Raw genomic sequence first — 22,510 nt, forward strand, 5'->3', positions numbered from 1 at the left:
GGTGTTCACAAATGAAAGTAGGATTAAGCACATATAGTATGGTCAAAAAAATGAAGCAGGGAGAAATGAATGTTCTTGATGTTCTACAGTGGGTAGCTGACAACGGAGGACAACATGTAGAATTAGTGCCCTATGAATTTACTGTTGTAGATAACTATGAACTGGCATCTCAAATTAAAAAGAAAGCAGCGGAGCTAGGATTAGAGCTATCGGCCTATTCGCTACCTGCTAACTTTATCCATGATACAGAGGAAGCTTTTTTAGAAGAAGTTGAACGCTTAAAAAAACATGTTGATGTAGTACATCATATGGGGATTAGCATTATGCGCCATGACGTTACACTCTTTACTTTACCAAAGGAGCAAACAACCATTCATTATTACAATGACCATTTTGATGAAATGGTTAGAGGCTGTCAATTGATTGCAGATTATGCGAAACAATTTAATATCACGACAACGATTGAAAATCATGGCTTTAATGTTCAAACAAGTGATCGTGTACAGCAATTAATTCATGCGGTTAACAGAGATAACTTTAAAACGACCTTAGATGTAGGGAATTTTTTATGTATTGATGAAGAACCTCTAATCGGTGTCATGAAAAATATTTCTTATGCTGCTACAGTGCATTTTAAAGATTTTTATATTCGTCCTTTTTATGAAAATCCAGGAGATGGCGAATGGTTCCGCACTGTTCATAACAATTACATCAGAGGAGCGATTGTTGGACATGGTGATCTAAATATACGAGAGATTATAAAGCTTGTTAAAGGCTATGGCTACGATGGTTATATTGTGGTGGAGTTTGAAGGTATGGAAGATTGTCAAGTTGGTTCAAAAATAGGGATGGATAATGTGCGTCGTTTATGGGACGAATGCAAGCTCTAAAGGGGGGAAGAACATGAATAAATTAAAAGTTTGTGTAATCGGTACAGGTTCTATTTCCGATTATCATTTAGGCTCCTATTTGAAAAATCCAGCGGTTGAGTTATATGGTGTGTATGATGCCTCTATTGAACGAGGCAAAGCAAAGGCTGCTCAATTTGGAGCAACCCATGTTTTTTCTTCTAAGGAAGCGTTATTTGCAGACAAAAATGTAGATGCTGTAAGCATTTGTACATGGAATAATACACATGCCGAATTAGCCATTCTTGCTTTAGAAAATGACTTACATGTGCTTATCGAAAAGCCTTTATCCATGACCTATGCCGAGGCTTTAAACATTCAAAAGGTTGCAGAAAAACATCGTAAAATATTTCAAGTCGGCTATGTAAGACGTTTTGCAACGAATACCAAAGTACTCAAACAATTTATTGACGATAACAAATTGGGGGATATTTATTATGCTAAAGCTTCTTGCCTCAGAAGGTTAGGGAATCCAGGAGGCTGGTTCGCAGAGATTGATAAATCTGGTGGAGGCCCATTAATTGATTTGGGTGTCCATGTGATTGATATATGTTGGTATTTAATGGGTAGACCAAAAGTAAAACGTATAACTGGTCATACCTACAATCAATTAGGAAATAGAAATCATATTGAAAATTTATCCTTTTATAAAGCAGCAGACTATGATGCTACTAAAAATACAGTAGAAGACTTAGCGAATGCTCTTATTACATTTGAAAATGGGTCATCACTAATGGTGGACGTTTCTTATACGCTCCATGCCATAAAAGATGAAATCAGTATTAAATTATATGGCACAAACGGTGGAGCAGAACTAGAGCCTGAGTTGAAAATTGTAAGTGAGGAGCATAACACCATTTTAAATATTTATCCTCAAATTAATGATTTAACCTTTGATTTTGCAACAGCCTTTCAGAATGAAATCAATACGTTTGTTGATTGCTGTCTTCATCAATATGATTCAGTTGCACCTGTGGAGGATGGAGTAGAAATTATGAAAATTTTAGAGGGAATTTATATTTCTGCAATGCAAGGAAAGGAAGTCGTTTATTAAAATGATGAAATTGACCAATGGGATTGGCGTCATTGTAGACAGCTTTAGATTACCTATTCGTGAAGGATTGCAAAAAGCAAAAGAGGTTGGTGCACAAGGTGTGCAGATGTACGCAGTTTCAGGTGAGCTAGATCCAGATCATTTAAATGCTGCACAAAGAGCAGAATTGAAGCAATATATTTTAGATTTAGGGCTTGAGATTTCTGCATTATGTGGTGATTTAGGAGGGCACGGCTTTCAAGATAAAAATGAAAATGCCTGGAAAATAAAAAAATCGAAGGAGATTCTGCAATTAGCAAAAGACCTTGGCACATCGATCGTTACGACCCATATCGGCATCATTCCTGAAAATGAGAATGATCCAATCTATCAAACGATGCTAGAAGCCTGTGAAGAATTAGGGCAATTTGCTACATCATTAGATGCTTACTTTGCGATTGAAACAGGGCCAGAAACGAGTAGAACTTTAAAGGAATTTTTAGATAAGCTTTCGACAAATGGTGTATCGGTTAATTTTGATCCTGCCAATATGGTAATGGTAACGAATGATGACCCTGTAGCTGGCGTTAAACTTTTAAAGAATTATATTGTACATACTCATGTGAAGGATGGCATTCAATTACAGCCAACGAATCCAAAAGATGTGTATGGGTACTTAGGATACGATTCTGGAACATCTCATGATAAAATAGAAGAAATGGTGGAAAATGGAGAGTTTTTCAGAGAACTTCCATTAGGTCAAGGGGATGTCAATTTCGAGCTTTATTTTTCAGCTTTGCATGAAATCGGATACAATGGCTATTTAACTATTGAACGAGAAGTGAGATCAAATCCCGAAAAAGACATCAGAGAAGCTGTACAGTTCATAGAAAAGTTTAAATAGGGGTTGAATCAAATTTGAAAAAGCAAGATCAAGTACAAATGAGAAGACAAAATAAATATATTGTGCTTGACGCAATCAGGCAGATGGCGCCAATTTCAAGAATTCAATTATCAAAGTATACAAAAATGAGCCCTACGACTATTACCCGTATCGTTCAGGAGCTAGAAGCGGAAGGCTTTATTCTTGAAGGAGTATCGGAAGAAACAGCTATTGGTAGACGTCCCACATTAATTCATATGCGTGGAGATGCCTTATACACTATAGGGATAGAGATTGATTGTTTTACTATTCGAATTGGTATATTAGATTTTTTAGGGAAACTTATTGCTTTTCAGGAAATCAAATGTAGCATCAAGCATCAGTATGAAGAAGCTGTACATTTACTAAAACGTTCAATAGTTAATATCATGACAGAATATCAAATTACTCAGGAAAAATTATTAGGCATTGGAATAGGGATTCCAGGAGTAATTAATAACGAAGAAGGTATGATCGTTTCTTCCGAGCAATTGAAATGGGAAAACTGTCATATAAGAGAAGATTTAAATGGTATTTTTGGTTGTGAAGTCATCGTAGATAATGAATTAAAAATGCAAATCATTGCTGAAATCGGTGATATCTATACACCCCTTTATTCAAATTGCATATTAGTCGGCATTGGAACAGGCATCGGAGCAGCCATATTACTAAACGGAGAAGTGTATCGTGGTATTCAAAATAAAGCAGGAGAGATAAGTCATATTACGATAAATCCATTTGGTGAAATGTGCCACTGTGGTAAGAGGGGTTGCTTATCGATGTATATTTCAGAAGTTACTTTGCTAAAAAGAACACCCCAAAATCTTAATATACAATCAATAGAAGAAATCTTACAATGTGTGGATCAAGGTGAGCAATGGGCAGTAGATATTCAACAAGATGTAGCCACTTTTCTAGCTATCGCCATCAATAATTTAGTTTGTTTATACGAACCAGAGGCTGTCATCGTCAGTGGAGAAATTATTGAGCACAATGTAACATTTCAGAAACTACTTAGTGAAAAATGCAAACAGTATATATGGAAAGAACTACAGCCCTATTTTGATTTGCAGTTTTCAAATCAATTAAAAGAGGGAGTTGTCAAAGGGGCGGCATTACAAGCACAAAAGCAGCTGCTGTCTGTTTAAAGAAAGGTTGGTTGATTCGTGGCTTACTCAGAATTTTTGAAGGAGTATCGTTCAGGATTAATGGAAAATGTGCATTATGGACAAATGAGTGCTGTGAATCTAACAAAGGGAGAATTCGTTTCTGTTGGCCAGGATTATGAGCCTGTGTATTTTCGTTCTGCAGCCAAACCATTTCAAGCCATTCCAATTTTCATGACTGATTTTATAGAAAAGTACGAGATTACTTCAACAGAAAGTGCCTTATTTTTGGCGTCACAAAGAGGGGAATTTTATCATCAAGAGGCGCTGGTCTCATTGTTGGAAAAGATCCCTGTTAATGAAAATGATTTAATATGTGCAGCTTCATATCCATTAAATGAGGAACCAAAAACGCAATATATACAACAGGGATACGAAAAGAGGCGATTATTTCATAATTGTGCGGGCAAGCATTTAGGATTTTTAACTGCATGTCTTGCAAACGGTTATGATTTCAAGCACTACTATCATCCAGACCATCCATTGCAACAAATGATAAAAAAATACATTGCTTATTTGAGTGAATATGATGAGGGGAAAATTCATACAGGAATAGACGGTTGTGGCGCACCAGTCTTTGCCATTCCACTAAAAAATATGGCAATAGCCTATTTAAAGCTAGCGCGGCCAGAATTAATTGATAATCTACCAATTCGTGAAGCAGTAGTAAAGCTTAGCGCAGTCATGAATCAAGAAAATCATATTATTGCGGCTCAAAACTTTATTTGTACAGCATTATTAAAAGATCCTAATATTGTAGCGAAGGGCGGAGCACAGGGCGTATACTGTTTTGCCTTGCGAAATGAAGGAGTAAGTTTTGCTTTGAAAATTATGAATGGCTCAGAAAGTCCGTGGCCGAATGTAATTGCTTCTGTATTGGAACAAATTCAGTATACAAATCAAGAAACGATTGAGCGTATTAAAGCCTTGTCTCCTGCATTTGTGCGTAATGACGCAGGGCAGGAAGTAGGAGAAATTGTTTCTACAATTAAAATCGTATAGAGGTGAAGGTACTTGTATGTTTTGGCAATTGACGGTGGTGGAACAAAAACAATTGCGACAATCTCAACATTTCGTGGGCAAGTTATAGCACTAGCAGAAACAGGTAAAAGTAATCCCACATCTATGAGCTTAGAGCAATTTACGCAGACGATAACAGAACTAATAAATGATTTAAAAAGACAACAACCTTATGATTTTCATCAAATTACGAAGTGCCATGCGGGACTATCTGGCGTAACGGAAAATAATAATGAGGAGATTACCCACACATTACTAACCTCGCTATTACCTGAAGGCTGTCAATTATCACTGTCGAATGATGGGTTGAACGCGCTGTATGCTGGTACATTAGGTCAGTCTGGCATTGTACAGATTTCTGGTACAGGTGCAATTACATTAAGTATAGATTCGTCTGGCAGAGTTGAGCGTACGGCAGGATGGGGCTATATTTTTGATGATGAAGGCAGTGGCTATGATATTGGTATTCGCACATTAAAAGCGGTGTTTAAAGCATTTGATAAAAGAGGGCCAGAAACGAGCCTCACATCCTCAGTATTAAATTATTTTCAATTACAATCCATTCCACAAATAATTGAAATTGTTTATGGAAAAGGACATCCGAGAGATACAATCTCTCCTTTAAGTAAGATTGCCATTGATTGCGCTAAAAGAGGTGATGCTGTAGCGAACACGATTCTGGATCAAGTGTGCCATGTTTTTTATCAAAGTATAGATGCTTGTTACAAAAAAAATCCGTTTTCAGATACGCGTGTCAAAGTCGTGCTAGCTGGTGGAGTTTTTAATGAGTTGACGTTATTTATTGAAAAATTAGCCTCCATTGATAAAAATAATAGCAATCAGTATGACTTTATGGGTGCTTATAGCCTACCAGTTGGCGGTGCCGCATTAGCCGCATTAAAACTACCTAATAATGAAGCGAAAATATTTATCGATCAATATAATGCTAGTATTAAGGAGTTTTTAACTAATTAATCCCCCCTTTTAATTTAGCAAGTAGAGAATAGGAAGGTCTTTTCTCTACTTGCATTTTGTTAGTCCTCTACTTTAAACATATTACCTTTATATGACTTATGAATAGTCATAACAATTCCCATAAGCATGATGTTCGATAATATTGATGATGAAGGAGCTTAATTTACCCTACTGGAGTGGACAAAAAGACAGCTAATCCCACCTAGTAGAAGAAAATGAACTACTAAACTTACATCCAACCTCTTGAGTTGAGACAAATATAATACCTCCATTCTTTATTAATACGATAAACGTTTGGAATGCATGGAAGGTTACGGTGGCAGAAATAGTATAATTAAGGATCAATGGTAGGGAGTTATTTGTGTGGTAAATTACCTATATAAAACTAGATAATGGGCATAAATTCTTAATTCTTCTTGCAATCTTTACAAAAACATAACACTGGCTTTATATCTTCATACTATCATTATTGGTAAGAGTTGGAGGAGGAGCCAAGGATCATGCATTTTTTCCGTTTCATAAAGGTGAAGGACAAGTTACTTGTACTCATGATTGTTTGTGTATTATCGAATGTATTGCTGGGTGTATTTAGTGTGGATTATTTAAGGAAGATGTCGTGGCATGCAAGTGAGAGTTACACACAGGGACTTGTCCCAATCGGTTGGCTGAATGAGCTAGAAGAATCACAGCGTCAATTAGATTTTATCGTAGATGCTCAGGGTGACTATCAAGAAATGACGGTTATTTTAAAAGAGATGGCACAGCCTTTAAAGCAATTGGATAGCCAAGAAATTGATAAAAAAATGAGTCATCAAATTAAAAAATTTAAATCCTTGCTGAAGAAACAAGGAGAATTGATTGAGAGTTATAAGCAATTGAACCAAGGTGAGCTAGAGCAGTTCTATTCGCTGACATTTCTACCAATAAGTCAGGAAAGCCATACATTATTAGAAGAAACACAAAATTATTTGGTTGAAAAAGCGAAGGATCAACAGAAGTATTATCAACAAGATGTGCAATTTGGTTATTGGTTACTAGGTGGCGTATGCTTAGCAGTGGTGTTGCTTGTCATTCTGATAGGATTTATCGCAACTAAGGCAGTCAATGTACCAACACGTCAATTGAAATCATTATTAAAACGAGCAGAACAAGGCGATTTCACTGCGAATGCAAGTTATGTTGCCCATGATGAGCTTGGTGAGGTAGTACTGTCTTACAATCAAATGGTCACAGAGGTAAAACACCTACTCCATACTGTAACGGACAGCGCCTATGAAGTAGAAGAAATGACAGGTAAATTGCAAGGATCCTCAGAGCAATCATCAACAACAACGTTAAAAATAGCAAAAGATGTACAATCTATTTCAGATTCAACGGCTGCTTCTACTAGTAAATTGGCTTCCAATACTGCTTCTTTAGAGGAAGTTTTAAATGATGTACAAGTCATTTTAGAAAAAGTGCAGGTCGTGGAAAGCTTTGCGCATCAAACAGCAAGAGATGCTGAGAGTGGAACTGAAATTGTACAGGCTAATTTAATGCAAATGCAAGTGATTAAGCAGGCCGTAGAAAAATCGAATACAGCTATCTTTAACTTGGTTGAGCGTGCCTCATCAATCGATCAAATGATTGAGGTCATAGAAAAAATAACAGCACAAACCAACTTACTAGCGTTAAACGCATCCATTGAAGCAGCAAGAGCAGGAGAACATGGAAAGGGGTTTGCAGTTGTAGCCAATGAGGTGCGGAAGCTTGCGGAACAAACAGTCCAATCAACACAAACGATTACATCCATTGTACAAAACATCCATTTAGATTCGAGCTATGCAGTACAAATGATGGAGGGCGTGTTGTTGGCTACTGAAAAAGGTGTTGCCGTAACAGGACAAACAGCGACAAGTTTTGATCAAATTTTAGAAAAAGTACATACAATCAAGCCTTATATGATGGAAGTATCTGCTACAGTTCAAGAGATAGCCACTCACACCCAAAAGGTGAGTGAGGATGCGGTTATGTTAACAGCTATATCGGATACGAATGCTGTATCCACTAAGCATGTTGCTACATTAACAGCAGATCAATTAACAGCTCAACAACAATTCCATAATTACATTAAAGAATTGCGCAAAGTATCAAAAGTTTTGCAAATTGCTGTTAAACGTTTTTCAATCTAATTTAATATTAAAGAATAATGTTGAAAAGGAGTCTTTTTTGCGGAAATTAGCAAAGAAGGTTCTTTTTTTGCGTGGTTACAAAACTAGTTTATGAAAGATTTAATTTTTTGTATTTTTGAGGTGTACAATTGTATTTTGTATATTTTTGTAGCACAATATTTTTTGAGTGCTCATATACTGGAAGTAAGGGATTATATGTTCCTTTTAATGAATATTATTAATATAATTGTTGTATTTTCAAAACGAACACATTATAATGAGTTTCATTGAAAGTGTTATTAAATCAATGTTTATCAATATATATTTGTACTTTCAGCAAGTACAATTGTTCATATGTGGAGGTTTTGAGAAATGAAAAAGATTATTGTTACTGGGGCACTTGGTCAAATTGGTTCTGAGCTTGTAGAAAAACTTCGTGGTATTTATGGAGAGGACAATATACTTGCTACAGACATTAGAAAGCTTGAACATACTAAGGGCCCATTTGAAATATTGGACGTGACAGATGGACAAAGAATGCACGATTTAGCAAAGGACTTTGGTGCAGATACGATGATGCATTTAGCAGCATTACTATCAGCCACAGCTGAAAGAAATCCATTGTTAGCTTGGAATTTAAATATGGGCGGTTTAATGAATGCATTGGAAGTTTCTCGTGAGTTAAATATGCAATTTTTCACGCCAAGTTCAATTGGAGCATTTGGTCCATCTACACCGAAGGAAGATACACCGCAGGATACTTTGCAACGTCCAACAACTATGTATGGTGTAAATAAGGTAGCGGGTGAATTATTATGCGATTATTACTTCAATCGTTTTGGTGTTGATACACGTGGTGTACGTTTCCCTGGATTAATTTCTTATGTAACACCTCCAGGTGGTGGTACAACTGATTATGCAGTAGAAATTTTCTATGAAGCAATTGAGCAAGGTAAGTACACATCTTATATTCAGGAAGGTACGTTTATGGATATGATGTACATGCCAGATGCCTTACAAGCTATTGTAGATTTAATGGAGGCAGATGGTAGTAAGCTCGTTCATCGCAATGCCTTTAATATTACAGCGATGAGCTTTGAACCATCACAAATCGCAGCTGAAATCAAGAAGCATTTACCAAATTTCACAATGGATTATCAGGTTGATCCAGTGCGTCAAGCGATTGCAGACAGCTGGCCAAACTCTTTAAATATTGACGCAGCTCAAAAAGAGTGGGGCTTCAAAGCAGAGTATGATTTAGCCAAAATGACGATAGATATGTTAGAAAAACTAAAAATGAAACTGCATAAAAAGGCAATTTCCTAATCGTTAAAGGAACGGATGTAGAATTAGTCTACATCCGTTTTTTTATGTGTCTGTAAAAGAGAATTGTTGGCATACATAGATTAAATTACGTAACTGAAATATATTAGTGTTCTGAATATTGACAGTTCCTAAAAGCTAAACTTTGTGATAGTATTGCCGAAATATACCTAGATCATTGATATAGTTAAAAGAGCGATTTCCTTTTATGGAAGTTGCTCTTTTATTGAATTATTTAGTTAACATGTGGAAAACCTGTTCCACGTCTTTATCACCACGACCTGAGATATTAATAATAATGCTTTCTTCAGATGATAAAGTTGGTGCTAATTTTAGAGCATGTGCGACCGCATGTGAGCTCTCAAGGGCAGGAATAATCCCTTCAACCTTCGAAAGTACTTGAAATGCCTCAAGGACTTCTTTGTTTGTCACAGTCACATACTCAGCACGGCCAATTGTTTTTAAATGACTATGTTCTGGACCTGCTCCAGGGTAATCTAAACCAGCAGCTATTGAATAGGTTGGTAGTGGATTGCCGTCTGCATCCTGTAATACTAAGCATTTGAAGCCATGTAGCTCTCCGGGCGAACCTTCGTTTAATGTAGCAGCTTGATCTGGCTCTATTCCAATAAGACGAACCTGTTCATCTGCAATGTAGTCTGCAAATGCTCCAATGGCATTACTGCCACCGCCAACACAGGCAAGGATCGCTGCTGGTAGCTTTCCTTCTTTTTCTAAAATCTGTTCACGACTTTCGCGACTAATCACAGATTGGAAGTGTTTAACCATTGATGGGAAGGGATGTGGCCCAACTGCTGAACCTAATAAGTAAAACGTTGTTTCATAGTTTTCGACTAAGTCAGCGAATGCTTCATCAACTGCATCCTTTAAACGTCCTTGCCCTTTATCAACAGCTACTACGTTCGCGCCAAGAAGCTCCATGCGAAACACGTTCAATGCTTGACGTTTTGTATCCTCTAAGCCCATATAAATAGTGCAATCCATTCCGAACATGGCACAAGCAGTCGCAGTTGCTACACCATGTTGACCTGCACCTGTTTCGGCAATAACGCGATTTGCCCCCATACGTTTGGCTAGTAAAATCTGTCCCAAGACATTATTAATTTTATGTGAGCCTGTATGATTAAGATCTTCACGTTTTAAATAAATTTTTGCGCCACCCAATTGCTTTGTTAAATTTTCTGCAAAATAAAGTGGGGATTTACGACCAACATACTCACGGAAATAGTAATCCAATTCTTTTTTAAATTCTTCATCATCTTTAAAATTTTGGAAATGCTCATCTAGAATAGTTAAGACATTTTGAAGCTCCTTTGGAACAAAGCTTCCGCCAAATTCTCCAAAATAACCTTTTTTCTCTACTACTTTACTCATCTTTACTCGACTCCTCTATGCTAATTTTCCCATAAAAAAAGCCACTCTAATCCTCTTAAAAAGGACGAGTAACCGTGGTGCCACCTTCATTCGCAATTTTTGCGCGCTTTCTTACTCCGATAACGGGGAGTGAATCGGCCTTACATTTAATAAGGCTGCTCTGAAGTCCATTCACAAGTACCTACTACTGGTTTGCACCATCCACCAGCTCTCTGAAAGTAACCATGCTTGCTACTACTCTTCTTCCTTGCATTTATATTAGAAAGAATTGTAGTTTATTTTCAGAATAGTGTCAAGAAAAAAAGACGAATCTAAAAAGACTCGTCTATTAAATCAAATGATGAAAGTGAAGGCGTTTATTGAGTGCATACATAATCGGTGCACCAACAGCTAACACAATAAACTCACCTGCCGCCACTGTTAGCCAAGTCCAGAAGAATGGTAGTTCTAAGGCCAAATTCAACTCGAAGGCAATAATAAACATTGTGCAAGTAAATAATAATGTATTGATAATTAAACGTGCCCAAATATTTTTGACATATTTACAGATTAAAATGAACAGTCCAAGTGTAATCATCGAATGACCAACACCAAACACTAAATCGTAAATGCCAAGTGGTGAAAATAGATTAGAGATCAATACGCCAATAATGATCCCTACGGCAAAGCGTGGGTTAAAGGCAACTAAATGGTTAAACATTTCAGATACACGGAATTGTACCTCTGTAAAACCAAACGGTGCAACAAGCATTGTCACCGCAATATATAGCGCTGCAATAATACCACTTGCTGCTAAAAATTTTATCTTCATATTCATTTCTCCTTAGTTTTTTTGCGTGGGATGGTTACGAACCACGGTGCTTTCACACAAGACAATATTTTATTATAGATATCTAGCAGAAGTCAAATGTCAGACTTTTTGTCTATATGACACACTTCGTAAAATTGTCATAAATATTTTTTACTGTTTTTTAAAAAGAAAGCAAATAACTAAAATAGCGTAGTTTAGCGGTTTAAAGCGGCAAATTGAATGAAAAACTAAAATGTTTCGTGAGTTTTAAAAGTCAGAACATTCATAATGTTGTTGACGGAGCTTGATAATAACGATAATATAGCGATACATTCACACTTTGTTTGGATAAAGTGTGATAGATATTGAGAATATAATCGGGGGGATTATTTGTGAAGAACAGTGTAAAAAAGCTTTCATTCCTTCTTTTTGGATTAGTGTTACTACTTGCTGCTTGCGGTAGTAGCGGATCTAGTTCAACAGATTCAAAAGGGAATGAATCAAACAATGCAAGTGAGAGCGGGAATACAGAGGATAAAACATATAAAATCGGGATTACTCAAATTGTAGAGCATCCATCATTAAACGCAGCAACGGAAGGCTTTAAAAAGGCAATTGAAGATGCTGGCTTAAAAGTTGACTACGATCCACAAATTGCACAAGGAGATAACAGCCTTAACACAACGATTGCTAACAATCTAGTAAGTGCAAACGTAGATTTAATTTTTGCTAACTCCACACCTTCTGCACAAGCAGCGGCGACAGCCACAAGTGATATTCCAATTATCTTCACATCTGTCACAGATGCTGTTGGTGCGCAGTTAATCGAATCAATGGAGAAGCCAGGCAAAAATGTTACAGGAACAATTGATTTACATCCTGAAACGATTTCTAAAACAGTCGCATTCCTAAAAGAGCTTGGCGCCAAAAAAGTAGGGATGGTCTACAATGCTGGTGAGCAAAACTCTGTTGCACAAGTTAAAGAAGTGAAAAAGGTGATGGATGAACAAGGCTTAACAGTAGTAGAAGCGTCAGCATCTACTTCGGCAGATGTAAAACAAGCAACAGAATCACTAATTGGTAAGGTAGAGGCTTTCTATATTATTACTGATAATACAGTAGTTTCTGCTTTAGAGTCTGTTATTGATGTTGCTAATACAAATGAATTACCACTTGTTGTGGGAGAGCTAGATTCTGTTGCACGAGGCGGTTTAGCTGCTTATGGTTTTGAATATTTCGATATCGGTTACGAGGCTGGTCAAATGGCTGTGAAAATTTTAAAAGGTGAAGCAACACCTGCCGAGACGCCAGCACAATATCCACAAAATCTGAAACTATTAATCAATAAAAAAGTAGCGGACGATTTAGGAATTGAAATAAAAGATTCTTGGGGTGCAGAACTTCTAGAAAAATAAATGGAAGCGGGGGAGAACTATCCCCGCTTTATCTTCATTTATAAGCAGTAGAAATAATAAAAAGATTTAGGAGATGATTCAACGATGTTTTTAGCATTATTTGGCGCAGTGGAGCAAGGAATCATCTATGCAATTATGGCACTTGGTGTATATTTAACGTTTCGGGTGTTAGATTTTCCGGATTTAACGGTTGATGGAAGCTTTGTAACAGGGGCGGCAACTGCAGCAACAATGATTTTGCTTGGCTACTCCCCAATCTTAGCGACTTTAGTGGCAATTGTTGCTGGATTTATTGCTGGATGTATGACAGGAATTCTTCACACGAAAGGAAAGATTAATCCACTATTATCAGGGATTTTAATGATGATTGCGTTATACTCGATTAACCTGCGCATCATGGGGTTAACTGCAGAAAATACGATAGGTCGCCCGAATATTCCACTACTAAACTCAGAAACGATTTTTTCAAAGTTTCAAGCATTTTGGAGTGATTTAGGGATCGATGCTGCTCTCAATAACCTATTAAAAGGCATGGGCTTTCAGCATGTACCAAATACATGGAGTGTGCTGATAGTCGTATTAATCATCACGATTTTAATTAAGTTAATAGCAGACTGGTTCTTGAAGACTGAGGTCGGGCTAGCTATCCGAGCAACTGGTGATAATAAACGAATGATTCGTAGCTTCTCTGCAAATACAGATACACTTATCATTTTAGGGCTTGGACTTTCCAATGCGCTTGTCGCATTTTCTGGAGCTTTAATCGCACAATATTCGAAGTTCTCCGATGTTAGTATGGGGATTGGTATGATTGTCATTGGTCTTGCATCGGTTATTATTGGTGAAGCCATTTTTGGGACAAAGACCATTATCCGTACAACTTTTGCAGTCATTGCAGGAGCTATCATTTACCGTATTATTTTAGCATTAGCATTACGTGTAGACTTCCTTGATTCAGGAGATATGAAATTAATTACGGCTATCATCGTTATTTTGGCGCTGATCTTACCACAATTTATCAATAAAAGTAAGGAACGTAAACGTAAGGCGAAGCGTGCTGCAGAGCTGTCACGAGTAAAAACAGTAGAGCAAGGAGGAAAAGGCCTTGCTTAAATTACATGGTATTAATAAGGTGTTTAATGAAGGAACACCAGATGAAAAAATTGCACTAGCAGAGATTAATCTACACTTAAAGCCAGGTGATTTTGTGACAATCATTGGTAGTAACGGTGCAGGGAAATCAACGATGATGAATATGATTTCAGGCGCCTTAACACCTGATTTTGGCACAGTTTCTATTGATGGTAATGATGTCACGAATTTGCCTGAATATAAACGCTCTCAATACATTGGTCGTGTGTTCCAAGACCCAATGGCGGGAACAGCTCCTACGATGACAATTGAAGAAAACTTAGCACTGGCCTATTCACGAAATAAGGGTAGAGGACTGCACATCGGTGTGGACAAAAAGCGTCGTACCTTGTTCAAAGAATCATTAGAAATGCTTGGTTTAAATCTGGAAGATCGGCTTTCTGCAAAAGTAGGCTTACTTTCAGGTGGGGAACGGCAAGCATTGTCACTGTTAATGGCTACTTTCACAAAGCCCTCTATTTTATTGCTGGATGAGCATACGGCTGCACTTGATCCATCACGTGCAGAATTAATTACCCGTATTACGAAGTATTTAGTTGAAAAAGATCAGTTAACGACATTAATGGTAACGCACAATATGCAACAAGCTTTGGATTTAGGGAATCGTCTTATTATGATGGACAAAGGCCAAATTATTTTAGAGGTTGCTGAAGACCGTAAGCATGAATTAACGATCCCAGATTTAATGGCCGAATTTGAACGCATTCGTGGGGAAAAAATGAATTCAGACCGTGCTTTATTAGGTTAATGACGAAACGCTCATACATTTGTATGGGCGTTTTTTATAGTGTTAAAAAAATCCATCAATAGCGTTTTTGTCAATGGTGAAAATGAATGTCCGTTGTAGGCTACTTGATTTCCTGTGGGGGAATGCCGATCTATCCCACGGGAGTCAAGTAGCCTTCCACTCAACCCATAAATTGAGCAAAGGGGTTCACTACTGTTAGTATGAAAGAAAATGAAAAGACACATTTGCAGAATAGTTGATTGGAGTGGAGCCAGCGTCACTCCTAGGGGATTTAGCGTCATATAGGAGAAGCTGGAGCGAACGGAAGTGAGTGAAGTGGCTCATCGGAAGCTGGCGGAACGGAGATTAACCCCTCGCATTGCCAGAATGTCACTTTCCGCAGGTGATATTATTTTTTTCAACAATATATATAACGCTCATGCACTAGTTTGAATGTTTTTTATTTAGGGTAATAAAAACGATTGATAAACTTTATCACAATAAAAAAGTCTCACTTGCTGAGAAGTGAGACTCTTCATTTTAAACGAGTAAGCCAAATAGTTGAATGTCGTTGTTTACTTCTTTGTATTTGAAGCCGAATTCATCCATTCGTGCAAGCAGCCCTTCATAATCCGCTTGATCGCCAAGCTCAATACCAACGAGGGCAGGACCACTTTCTTTATTGTTTTTCTTTGTGTATTCAAAGGTAGTAATATCGTCGTTAGGTCCTACAACGCTTGTGAGGAATTGACGTAATGCCCCTGCGCGCTGAGGGAAGCTGACGATGAAGTAGTAAAGTAAGCCTTCGTGAATAAGCGACTTTTCTTTAATCTCCTGCATCCGTCCAATATCATTATTACCACCGCTAATAATGACCACGACTGATTTCCCTTTAATTTCTTCTTTATAAAAATCAAGAGCTGCCACTGATAGTGCCCCAGCAGGCTCGGCAATAATGGCATGTTTATTATATAGATCTAAAATCGTTGTACAAACTTTGCCTTCTGGTACAAGAATAATGTCGTCTAAATAGCGGCGACAAACATCATAAGTGTGATGGCCGACGCATTTTACGGCAGCGCCATCGACGAATTTATCAATCCAATCAAGAGCCACAGCGCCCCCTTCAGCAAAAGCAGCCTTCATACTGCCAGCACCGGCAGGCTCTACGCCAATAATTTTAGTAGAAGGGGAGAGGTTTTTAACGTAGGCAGAAACGCCAGACATTAAGCCGCCACCACCAATACTGCCAAAGACGTAGTCGATTGGCTCCTCCATGTCATTCATAATTTCTACTGCAACAGTTCCTTGACCAGCAATGACATCGAAATCATCGAATGGATGGATGAATATTTTATCGTGTTCTTCGCAATAGCTTAAGGCGCTTTCAGCAGAGTCATCGAACGTATCGCCTGCTAAAATAATCTCTACAAATTCGCGCCCAAACATTCGCACTTGGTCTATTTTTTGCTTTGGTGTTGTTTGAGGCATAAAAATGCTAGCCTGGATTTTTAATTGAGCACAGGCATAAGCTACACCTTGTGCATGATTGCCTGCGCTTGCACAGACAACACCAGCGTTGCGTGCTTCTTCCTCGATTTTTTTAATTTTATAATAGGCACCTCGGAGCTTGAATGAGCGCACATGTTGTAAATCTTCGCGTTTAAAGTAAATAGTAGCTCCGTATTTCTCGGATAAATAATCGTTTTTTTGTAGTGGTGTATGGACAACTACATCTTTTAAAAAATGATGTGCAATCAGGACATTCTCCACTTGCACGGTTCTAGTATCAGCAACTTCCATAGTATTCATCCTCCGTTATACGTTTAAAACATTTATCTATGATAGCACACTTTATTTGCTTTTGGTGGTTAATTTTTAGTAAATTCTAAATTTTCCGTGTCTATTTTATGATGTAAGCGTTTTATCGAATAAATGATGCCTCGAGCAATTGCTGAAACGTTACTTTTGGGACAAAAAGCATTTGCTGAATCAGGATAAATACAATTCTCATAACAAAAATGGTCAAGCATATACTAGATTAGCTGAGGACAAGTAGGAGGGTAAGTAGTGGAAATCATTCAAGGAATTCTATCTACATATTGGCAATTTTTTGATTGGGCGATGTGGCAGGAAGTATTAATGGACCCTGTATCCTGGGGGCTAATATCCTCATTAATTATTATAGAAGGGCTACTGTCAGCGGATAATGCACTTGTATTGGCAGTTCTTGTTAAACATTTACCAGATAAACAACGAAAGCGGGCATTAATGTACGGTATGCTAGGTGCCTATTTTTTTAGATTTTTATTTATTGGTATAGGTGTTTATCTTGTGGAATTTTGGTTTATTAAAGTGTTAGGTGCATTATATTTAGGCTGGCTCTGTGTAGCTCATTTTCTTCAAATTGGGAATGAGGATAGCGTGAAGGAAGTGAAAAAATCAGGATGGATGGTGCGACTCTTTGGAACCTTTTGGGCCACCGTCATTTCTGTCGAGCTAATGGATATTGCATTTTCGATCGACTCTATCTTTGCAGCCTTTGCCATATCAGATCAAGTGTGGGTACTTTTAATTGGGGGGATGTTAGGCATATTAATGATGAGGACAATTGCAGGTGTGTTTTTAATCATTATCGAAAAAATTCCAGAGCTTGAAGCAACGGCCTTTATTATAATAGGTGTTATTGGCTTAAAAATGCTAGTGAGTGTTGTTAATATTCATATCCCGCATTACTTATTCTTCCTATTCTTGGTGATTGCTTTTTCCATCACAATCATTGTGCATATGATGAAGAGGGTAAGAGCTGCCTAATTAAAAAGTACTGTTCTCCAAAAATGAGAACAGTACTTTTCTTATTGTCGAAAAACAGTCAATTGACAGATAGAAATGGATTTACGTTGCAGGCTACTTGCTTTCCTGTGGGCGAGCGTCGAGCTGTCCCACCGGAGTCAAGTAGCCTTCCACTCCAATCCACAAAAGTGTTACCTTTTTAGCAAAGATTTTCAAATAAAGTAAAGGTGTTCACTACTCTTTTATGAGATGTTGTCACTCATCACTTCTCTACATTGAAAATAAAAGCTTATCCCCTCTAAGAATAAAGGTAATGGGCGATTGGATCGCTATGCTACTACGAAAAAAAGTAAAGACACTTTGCAGAATGGTTGATTGGAGTGGAGCGGCACATCAGGACGTTGGCGGAACGGAAATCAACCTCTCACCTTGCAAAGTTGCTTTTTCTGCCATTGACATCATCTTTTTTTATTTTACATATTTATCTGGGTCAACAATATAAAACTTTTCAACATTTAGCCAGCTTTCACTCATTGGTTCACCATCATCAATGCGCTTTTCAGTTTCCTGCATCATCCAACCAGTTTGGGATGAATGGGCTTGTAATGCTTTTAATTTGTCCATTTTCATTTCAGAAATATCATAGACAACATGTGGATCACCATTTTTTTCAATTGTATCATTGGCAAAGGCACAGCCTAATACTTGTGGTCGGGCAGCCTTAGGCATTCGACGAACAGCTTCAACTACAGCACGTGCTGTGGCTTCGTGGTCTGGATGGACAGCAAAGTCAGGTAAGAACGTGAAGATTAATGAAGGCATTAGCTCTTCGATTAACCCTTCAACTATTTTTACCATTTTCTCATCGTCTTCAAATTCGATTGTTTTATCTCGTAAACCTAGCATACGTAAATCTTGAATACCCATTGCCTCTGCTGCTGCTACCAATTCTTTGCGGCGGATTTCAGGCAAAGATTCGCGTGTTGCAAAGGGTGGATTACCTAAATTACGTCCCATTTCGCCTAATGTTAAACAGGCATATGTAACAGGTGTATTCATCTTCTTTGTATAGTAGGCGATTGTCCCAGCAACTGAAAAAGCTTCATCATCTGGGTGAGGGTACACAATTAAAATATGACGTTGTGGTTGTAAATTCAAATAGTCGTCCCCCTTAGTAAGTAAATGGCGTTTCGCTAATTTCAAGCGCAATCGCCAGTTTCCCTGAGTAGTCTAGTCCAGCCATTAATAAACGGCCTAAATCATCTAATTCAAAATGTGTAATGCCTTGTGCATAAACCCAGCCGTGAGGTAATTTTAAACCAACACGATGCGGTGCATGATCTACCACTTTAGCAAGCTCATAATTAATCTTAGCATTGCGAATAAAAGCACCTGCATTAAAGAATTTTTCATCATAGTGTGCTGCATAAGATCCATTTGTCGTCTCAAGATGAATATAAACGTCTTTGTTGGCGAAAGAATTCAGCAATTCCTGTAACGTCTCTACCTGCACTTCTTGCATCTTAACACTCCTCTCGATCATTTCTCCTTTTAGTATAGTAAAAAAAATTCGCAAAGGGAAATTGATTGCATTGTTATGACAATTTAATGACTCATGAAAAAATGAATCATTATCTATAATTCTATGATAAGTATTCAAGCAATATTCTTGAAAAAATTATTGTAATGTATCAATATAGGGAGTGTGAAAATAGTGTGTACAAAATGTGTCGTTTTGTATTGTATCCGTTTTCACATCCGAAAAGATATTGCAACCATGACTTCTTCCTAATTCGTGTGTGTAGACAGCCCCACCTGTTGAAGGGAGTATTATTTTAGTAATAACGGATTCTATCTTGGTACAATAGATGACGTTCCTTATACAGGTGAAACAGGGTAGCTGTGAAAAGAGGAAGAAAAGTGAAGCTCATTATCATAGTATAGTAAAAAACCGCGATTCTCTTTTATGACGGAGAGTCGCGGTTTTTTGTCTTGATTCAGCAAATGTTTTTTTATACCAAAAGCGAAGCGTCCTATAAAGAGACTACCTCATCTATTGGTTATGTATTTATTAGTATCGATTAAGCTTTCGTTCGATTGTATCTAAACGGTTGTTGACATTTTGTAACTGTTTAAACATTTGCTTCATATAAAGATTTTGATCTTGTGTTTCAGTCGTTTTGGCTTGTGCCAATTCTTCCTCCTCCTGCAACGCTAATATTGTGGCAAGGGTGGATAATGAGTAACCAAGTGTTAATATAATGGAAGCAATTACTTCAACTTTTGAAGAGGTGATTTCTCCAGCTAGTAAACCTGATTCTTCCGTTAAGTCCTCTGCCTTGTTTTTTTTCATCTTTTCCCCTCCCATACAGCTAATATATGGGATATGTAGCCCTAACGTATCTTGTCCACTTTTTATCTTTAGCAAGCAAATGATTCATCATGAACAGAGTGTTTACCATTGATAATTTTTAAAAAGGATGTCTCCAAAATTCTTTGAGACATCCTTTCTATGTTAAATTTCAGTTACTGTTACTGGAGGAGCACCAAAGCGAGATTTCGCTCCATGCATGACTGGTCCTACATATTCATTTAGCGCCCAGCCATGTGCGATGGCAGCAGATACAAATTCTTTCGCTTCAATGACAGAATCTTTAATAGAAAGACCGTTAGCAAGGTTGGCTGTTACAGAAGCTGCAAATGTGCAACCAGCGCCATGATTATAAGTAGACGCGACCTTTTCCGATTCTAATAAGAAGAATGTTTCACCGTCGAAGAAAAGGTCTGTTGCTTTTTCAGTAGCTAATGCTTTTCCACCTTTAATGACAACAGCCTTAGCCCCTAGTTCGTGAATTTTACGAGCAGCAATTTTCATGTCGTCAATGTTTTTTGGTGTACCTGTGCCAGCTAATTGTCCTGCTTCAAAAAGGTTTGGTGTTGTTATAGTTGCTAGTGGTAGAAGATGTTGCACCATAGCATCAGTATTTCCAGGATTCAGTACTTCATCGTCACCTTTACATACCATAACAGGGTCGATGACGACATTTGAAGTGCCAGATTTTGCGATAGCTTCTCCAGCGATACGAATAATCTCTTCTGTTGAAAGCATTCCTGTCTTAATGGCATCAATTCCTGTTGAAAGGGCGGTATCAATTTGTTTTTGAAGAAGCTTTGTTGGCAATGGTGTGACGTTATGTGTCCAGCCATTCGGATCCATTGTTACGACTACTGTTAAAGCCACCATCCCATATGTACCGTGCTCCTGGAATGTTTTCAGGTCAGCTTGCATACCTGCGCCACCTGATGTATCTGAACCAGCAATTGTTAATGTTTTTTTTAGAGTCATCTGAAAGATCTCCTTTAGCATTGAGAGTTGTAAAATTACCATCTAGTATAATCCGAAACTGATTCTATAAAAATAGTCAGAATATGATATTTATATATGGTCAGTTTGAACTGATGCTTGAATTCATGTTTGATTTTTTGTACCGTTGTAAGAAGAGAAAGGGGCTTAAAGAACGATGAAACAAGTATTCCCGAATGATTGGCAAGAAATACTCGCAGAAGAATTGAAAAAACCATACTATCACAAACTACGTCAATTTGTAGCAAATGAATATTCGACGCAAATGATTTATCCACCAATGACTGATGTGATGAATGCCTTTTATACAACAGCTTACCATGATGTAAAGGTTGTTATTTTAGGACAAGATCCTTATCACGGTCCGAATCAAGCACATGGCTTAAGCTTTTCCGTTAAACCAGGTATTCCACATCCACCAAGCTTGCGAAACATGTTGCAAGAGCTGCAAGATGATTTAGGCTGTCCTATTCCTCCAAATGGAACATTAACAAAATGGGCAGAGCAAGGTGTTATGCTTTTAAATACTGTGCTTACTGTTCGAGCAGGACAGGCTCATTCTCATAAAGATCAAGGGTGGGAGCAATTTACCGACGCTGTTATCGACCAATTAGCAGCAAGGGAAGAGCCGCTAATTTTTGTACTGTGGGGTAAACCAGCACAGCGTAAAAAGCAATTGATACGTAAATATAAAACACCACATGTTATACTCGAAGCGCCACATCCGAGTCCACTCAGTGCTTACCGAGGATTCTTTGGTAGTAAACCTTATTCAAAAATTAATCAACAATTGGTGGAATGGGGCAAACAGCCAATTGATTGGTGTCTAGTATAGATTGGCACAAATCGTTTTCTTTATACACTTTATAAATCATGATACAGTTAATATAGAAGAAAGTGTGGGACAATAATGAAGGTGAATTGTTTCAAGTGTCAATTTTTCAAAGTAACCTGGGACCCTCAAACGCCACGAGCCTGTGCAGCATATGGCTTTAAAACAAAGCAAATACCATCCGTTGTCGTGAAGCAATCTTCAGGCATGGAGTGTTTAAAATTTGTACCAAAAATAGAAGGGGGGAGAATGTCATGATTCCTTATCAAGCAGTGATACAGCAACTTGAAAAACAATTATCTGGCGCAAAAAATGCAGGAAATGATCAGCAAATTCGCGAGGCACTTACAGCTATTCGAGCATTATGTGATGTGGTATTAGATTCTCCAAACGATACGCCAGCCATCACAACACCTAAGCATATACCTCAAATGCTTGTGTCTGAGTCAAAACAAGCAACTTTATACACATCAAAAATTGAAGAAGATGGAGCAAATGGTGACTCCATTTTTGATTTTTAATCCATTTAAAAGGTAGGGTACGAG

At 37.7% G+C, this 22,510-nt stretch carries 22 protein-coding genes, 1 riboswitch and 1 other annotated feature; of the genes, 15 read left to right on the plus strand and 7 right to left on the minus strand.

Annotated elements, in window-relative coordinates; genetic code table 11:
- Positions 1–11: 11 nt before the first annotated feature.
- The 8 genes from NV349_RS02430 (at position 12) to NV349_RS02465 (ending at position 9,500) form a co-directional block, all read left to right on the plus strand.
- Positions 12–890 carry a sugar phosphate isomerase/epimerase family protein gene (locus NV349_RS02430; RefSeq protein WP_058843629.1) on the plus strand — a complete coding sequence of 293 codons (879 nt, stop codon included), beginning with the start codon at positions 12–14 and terminating at the stop codon, positions 888–890.
- Positions 891–903: 13 nt separating this feature from the next.
- Positions 904–1,962 carry a Gfo/Idh/MocA family protein gene (locus NV349_RS02435; protein ID WP_271912315.1) on the plus strand — a complete coding sequence of 353 codons (1,059 nt, stop codon included), beginning with the start codon at positions 904–906 and terminating at the stop codon, positions 1,960–1,962.
- Between the two features lies 1 nt (position 1,963).
- A complete protein-coding gene (locus tag NV349_RS02440; RefSeq protein ID WP_089933044.1) occupies positions 1,964–2,845 on the plus strand; it encodes a sugar phosphate isomerase/epimerase family protein in 882 nt (293 codons plus the stop codon).
- Between the two features lie 14 nt (positions 2,846–2,859).
- Positions 2,860–4,011: an ROK family transcriptional regulator gene (locus NV349_RS02445; protein ID WP_271912317.1), complete on the plus strand. Its 1,152-nt coding sequence runs from the start codon at positions 2,860–2,862 to the stop codon at positions 4,009–4,011.
- A gap of 18 nt (positions 4,012–4,029) precedes the next feature.
- On the plus strand, positions 4,030–5,031 hold the full coding sequence (locus NV349_RS02450; protein WP_271912319.1) for an asparaginase: 1,002 nt from the start codon (positions 4,030–4,032) through the stop codon (positions 5,029–5,031).
- Positions 5,032–5,043: 12 nt separating this feature from the next.
- Positions 5,044–6,024 (plus strand): N-acetylglucosamine kinase, encoded by a 981-nt coding sequence (locus tag NV349_RS02455; RefSeq protein ID WP_058843634.1) that lies wholly within the window; start codon positions 5,044–5,046, stop codon positions 6,022–6,024.
- Positions 6,025–6,524: 500 nt separating this feature from the next.
- Positions 6,525–8,195, plus strand: a complete 1,671-nt coding sequence (locus NV349_RS02460) for a methyl-accepting chemotaxis protein (protein WP_271912321.1) — start codon at positions 6,525–6,527, stop codon at positions 8,193–8,195.
- Between the two features lie 351 nt (positions 8,196–8,546).
- Positions 8,547–9,500: an L-threonine 3-dehydrogenase gene (locus NV349_RS02465; protein WP_141903905.1), complete on the plus strand. Its 954-nt coding sequence runs from the start codon at positions 8,547–8,549 to the stop codon at positions 9,498–9,500.
- 228 nt (positions 9,501–9,728) lie between these two features.
- Here the strand turns inward: NV349_RS02465 and trpB are convergent, their stop codons facing one another.
- Together trpB and NV349_RS02475 are read right to left on the minus strand one after the other, a co-directional pair.
- On the minus strand, positions 9,729–10,892 hold the full coding sequence (gene trpB, locus NV349_RS02470) for a tryptophan synthase subunit beta (RefSeq protein WP_271912323.1): 1,164 nt from the start codon (positions 10,890–10,892) through the stop codon (positions 9,729–9,731).
- Positions 10,893–10,949: 57 nt separating this feature from the next.
- Positions 10,950–11,149 (minus strand) — a binding site (T-box leader).
- Between the two features lie 71 nt (positions 11,150–11,220).
- On the minus strand, positions 11,221–11,703 hold the full coding sequence (locus tag NV349_RS02475; protein WP_141903903.1) for a QueT transporter family protein: 483 nt from the start codon (positions 11,701–11,703) through the stop codon (positions 11,221–11,223).
- A gap of 6 nt (positions 11,704–11,709) precedes the next feature.
- Positions 11,710–11,754, minus strand: a riboswitch (PreQ1 riboswitch).
- Between the two features lie 320 nt (positions 11,755–12,074).
- On the opposite strand from NV349_RS02475, the gene NV349_RS02480 reads away from it, so the two are divergent.
- The 3 genes from NV349_RS02480 to NV349_RS02490 all read left to right on the plus strand — a co-directional run bounded on the left by NV349_RS02480 (position 12,075) and on the right by NV349_RS02490 (position 14,997).
- Positions 12,075–13,097 carry an ABC transporter substrate-binding protein gene (locus tag NV349_RS02480; RefSeq protein ID WP_036117426.1) on the plus strand — a complete coding sequence of 341 codons (1,023 nt, stop codon included), beginning with the start codon at positions 12,075–12,077 and terminating at the stop codon, positions 13,095–13,097.
- 84 nt (positions 13,098–13,181) lie between these two features.
- Complete coding sequence (locus NV349_RS02485) at positions 13,182–14,210, plus strand: ABC transporter permease (RefSeq protein ID WP_036117424.1); 1,029 nt, start codon at positions 13,182–13,184, stop codon at positions 14,208–14,210.
- Positions 14,203–14,997, plus strand: a complete 795-nt coding sequence (locus NV349_RS02490; protein ID WP_036117422.1) for an ABC transporter ATP-binding protein — start codon at positions 14,203–14,205, stop codon at positions 14,995–14,997. The genes NV349_RS02485 and NV349_RS02490 overlap by 8 nt, the downstream gene beginning before the upstream one ends.
- Positions 14,998–15,516: 519 nt before the next feature.
- Here NV349_RS02490 and ilvA read toward each other — a convergent pair.
- Positions 15,517–16,779, minus strand: coding sequence for a threonine ammonia-lyase IlvA (ilvA, locus tag NV349_RS02495; protein ID WP_058843265.1), 1,263 nt, complete (start codon positions 16,777–16,779; stop codon positions 15,517–15,519).
- 267 nt (positions 16,780–17,046) lie between these two features.
- Between ilvA and NV349_RS02500 the strand changes: the two genes are divergently transcribed.
- The gene (locus NV349_RS02500) at positions 17,047–17,790 is read left to right on the plus strand and encodes a TerC family protein (protein WP_036117400.1); all 744 of its coding nucleotides are present in this window, start codon (positions 17,047–17,049) and stop codon (positions 17,788–17,790) included.
- Between the two features lie 447 nt (positions 17,791–18,237).
- On the opposite strand, the gene bshB2 is transcribed toward NV349_RS02500, so the two are convergent.
- The 4 genes from bshB2 to thiD form a co-directional block, all read right to left on the minus strand.
- The gene (gene bshB2, locus NV349_RS02505; protein ID WP_036117397.1) at positions 18,238–18,927 is read right to left on the minus strand and encodes a bacillithiol biosynthesis deacetylase BshB2; all 690 of its coding nucleotides are present in this window, start codon (positions 18,925–18,927) and stop codon (positions 18,238–18,240) included.
- Positions 18,928–18,940: 13 nt separating this feature from the next.
- Complete coding sequence (locus tag NV349_RS02510; protein ID WP_036117395.1) at positions 18,941–19,291, minus strand: YojF family protein; 351 nt, start codon at positions 19,289–19,291, stop codon at positions 18,941–18,943.
- Between the two features lie 549 nt (positions 19,292–19,840).
- Positions 19,841–20,122, minus strand: a complete 282-nt coding sequence (locus tag NV349_RS02515) for a hypothetical protein (RefSeq protein WP_058844322.1) — start codon at positions 20,120–20,122, stop codon at positions 19,841–19,843.
- Positions 20,123–20,284: 162 nt separating this feature from the next.
- Positions 20,285–21,115: a bifunctional hydroxymethylpyrimidine kinase/phosphomethylpyrimidine kinase gene (gene thiD / locus NV349_RS02520; protein WP_036117391.1), complete on the minus strand. Its 831-nt coding sequence runs from the start codon at positions 21,113–21,115 to the stop codon at positions 20,285–20,287.
- A 175-nt stretch (positions 21,116–21,290) separates the two neighbouring features.
- On the opposite strand from thiD, the gene NV349_RS02525 reads away from it, so the two are divergent.
- From NV349_RS02525 to NV349_RS02535, 3 genes are all read left to right on the plus strand, one after another.
- Positions 21,291–21,968 carry a uracil-DNA glycosylase gene (locus tag NV349_RS02525; RefSeq protein ID WP_036117389.1) on the plus strand — a complete coding sequence of 226 codons (678 nt, stop codon included), beginning with the start codon at positions 21,291–21,293 and terminating at the stop codon, positions 21,966–21,968.
- A gap of 75 nt (positions 21,969–22,043) precedes the next feature.
- On the plus strand, positions 22,044–22,223 hold the full coding sequence (locus tag NV349_RS02530) for a hypothetical protein (protein ID WP_036117386.1): 180 nt from the start codon (positions 22,044–22,046) through the stop codon (positions 22,221–22,223).
- Entirely contained in the window at positions 22,220–22,486 is a 267-nt protein-coding gene (locus tag NV349_RS02535) for a YwdI family protein (protein WP_036117384.1), read from the plus strand. The genes NV349_RS02530 and NV349_RS02535 overlap by 4 nt, the downstream gene beginning before the upstream one ends.
- The last annotated feature ends 24 nt before the right edge of the window (positions 22,487–22,510 follow it).

This window comes from Lysinibacillus sp. OF-1 (assembly GCF_028356935.1).
In the GTDB taxonomy this organism is placed as follows: Bacteria; Bacillota; Bacilli; order Bacillales_A; family Planococcaceae; genus Lysinibacillus; species Lysinibacillus fusiformis_D.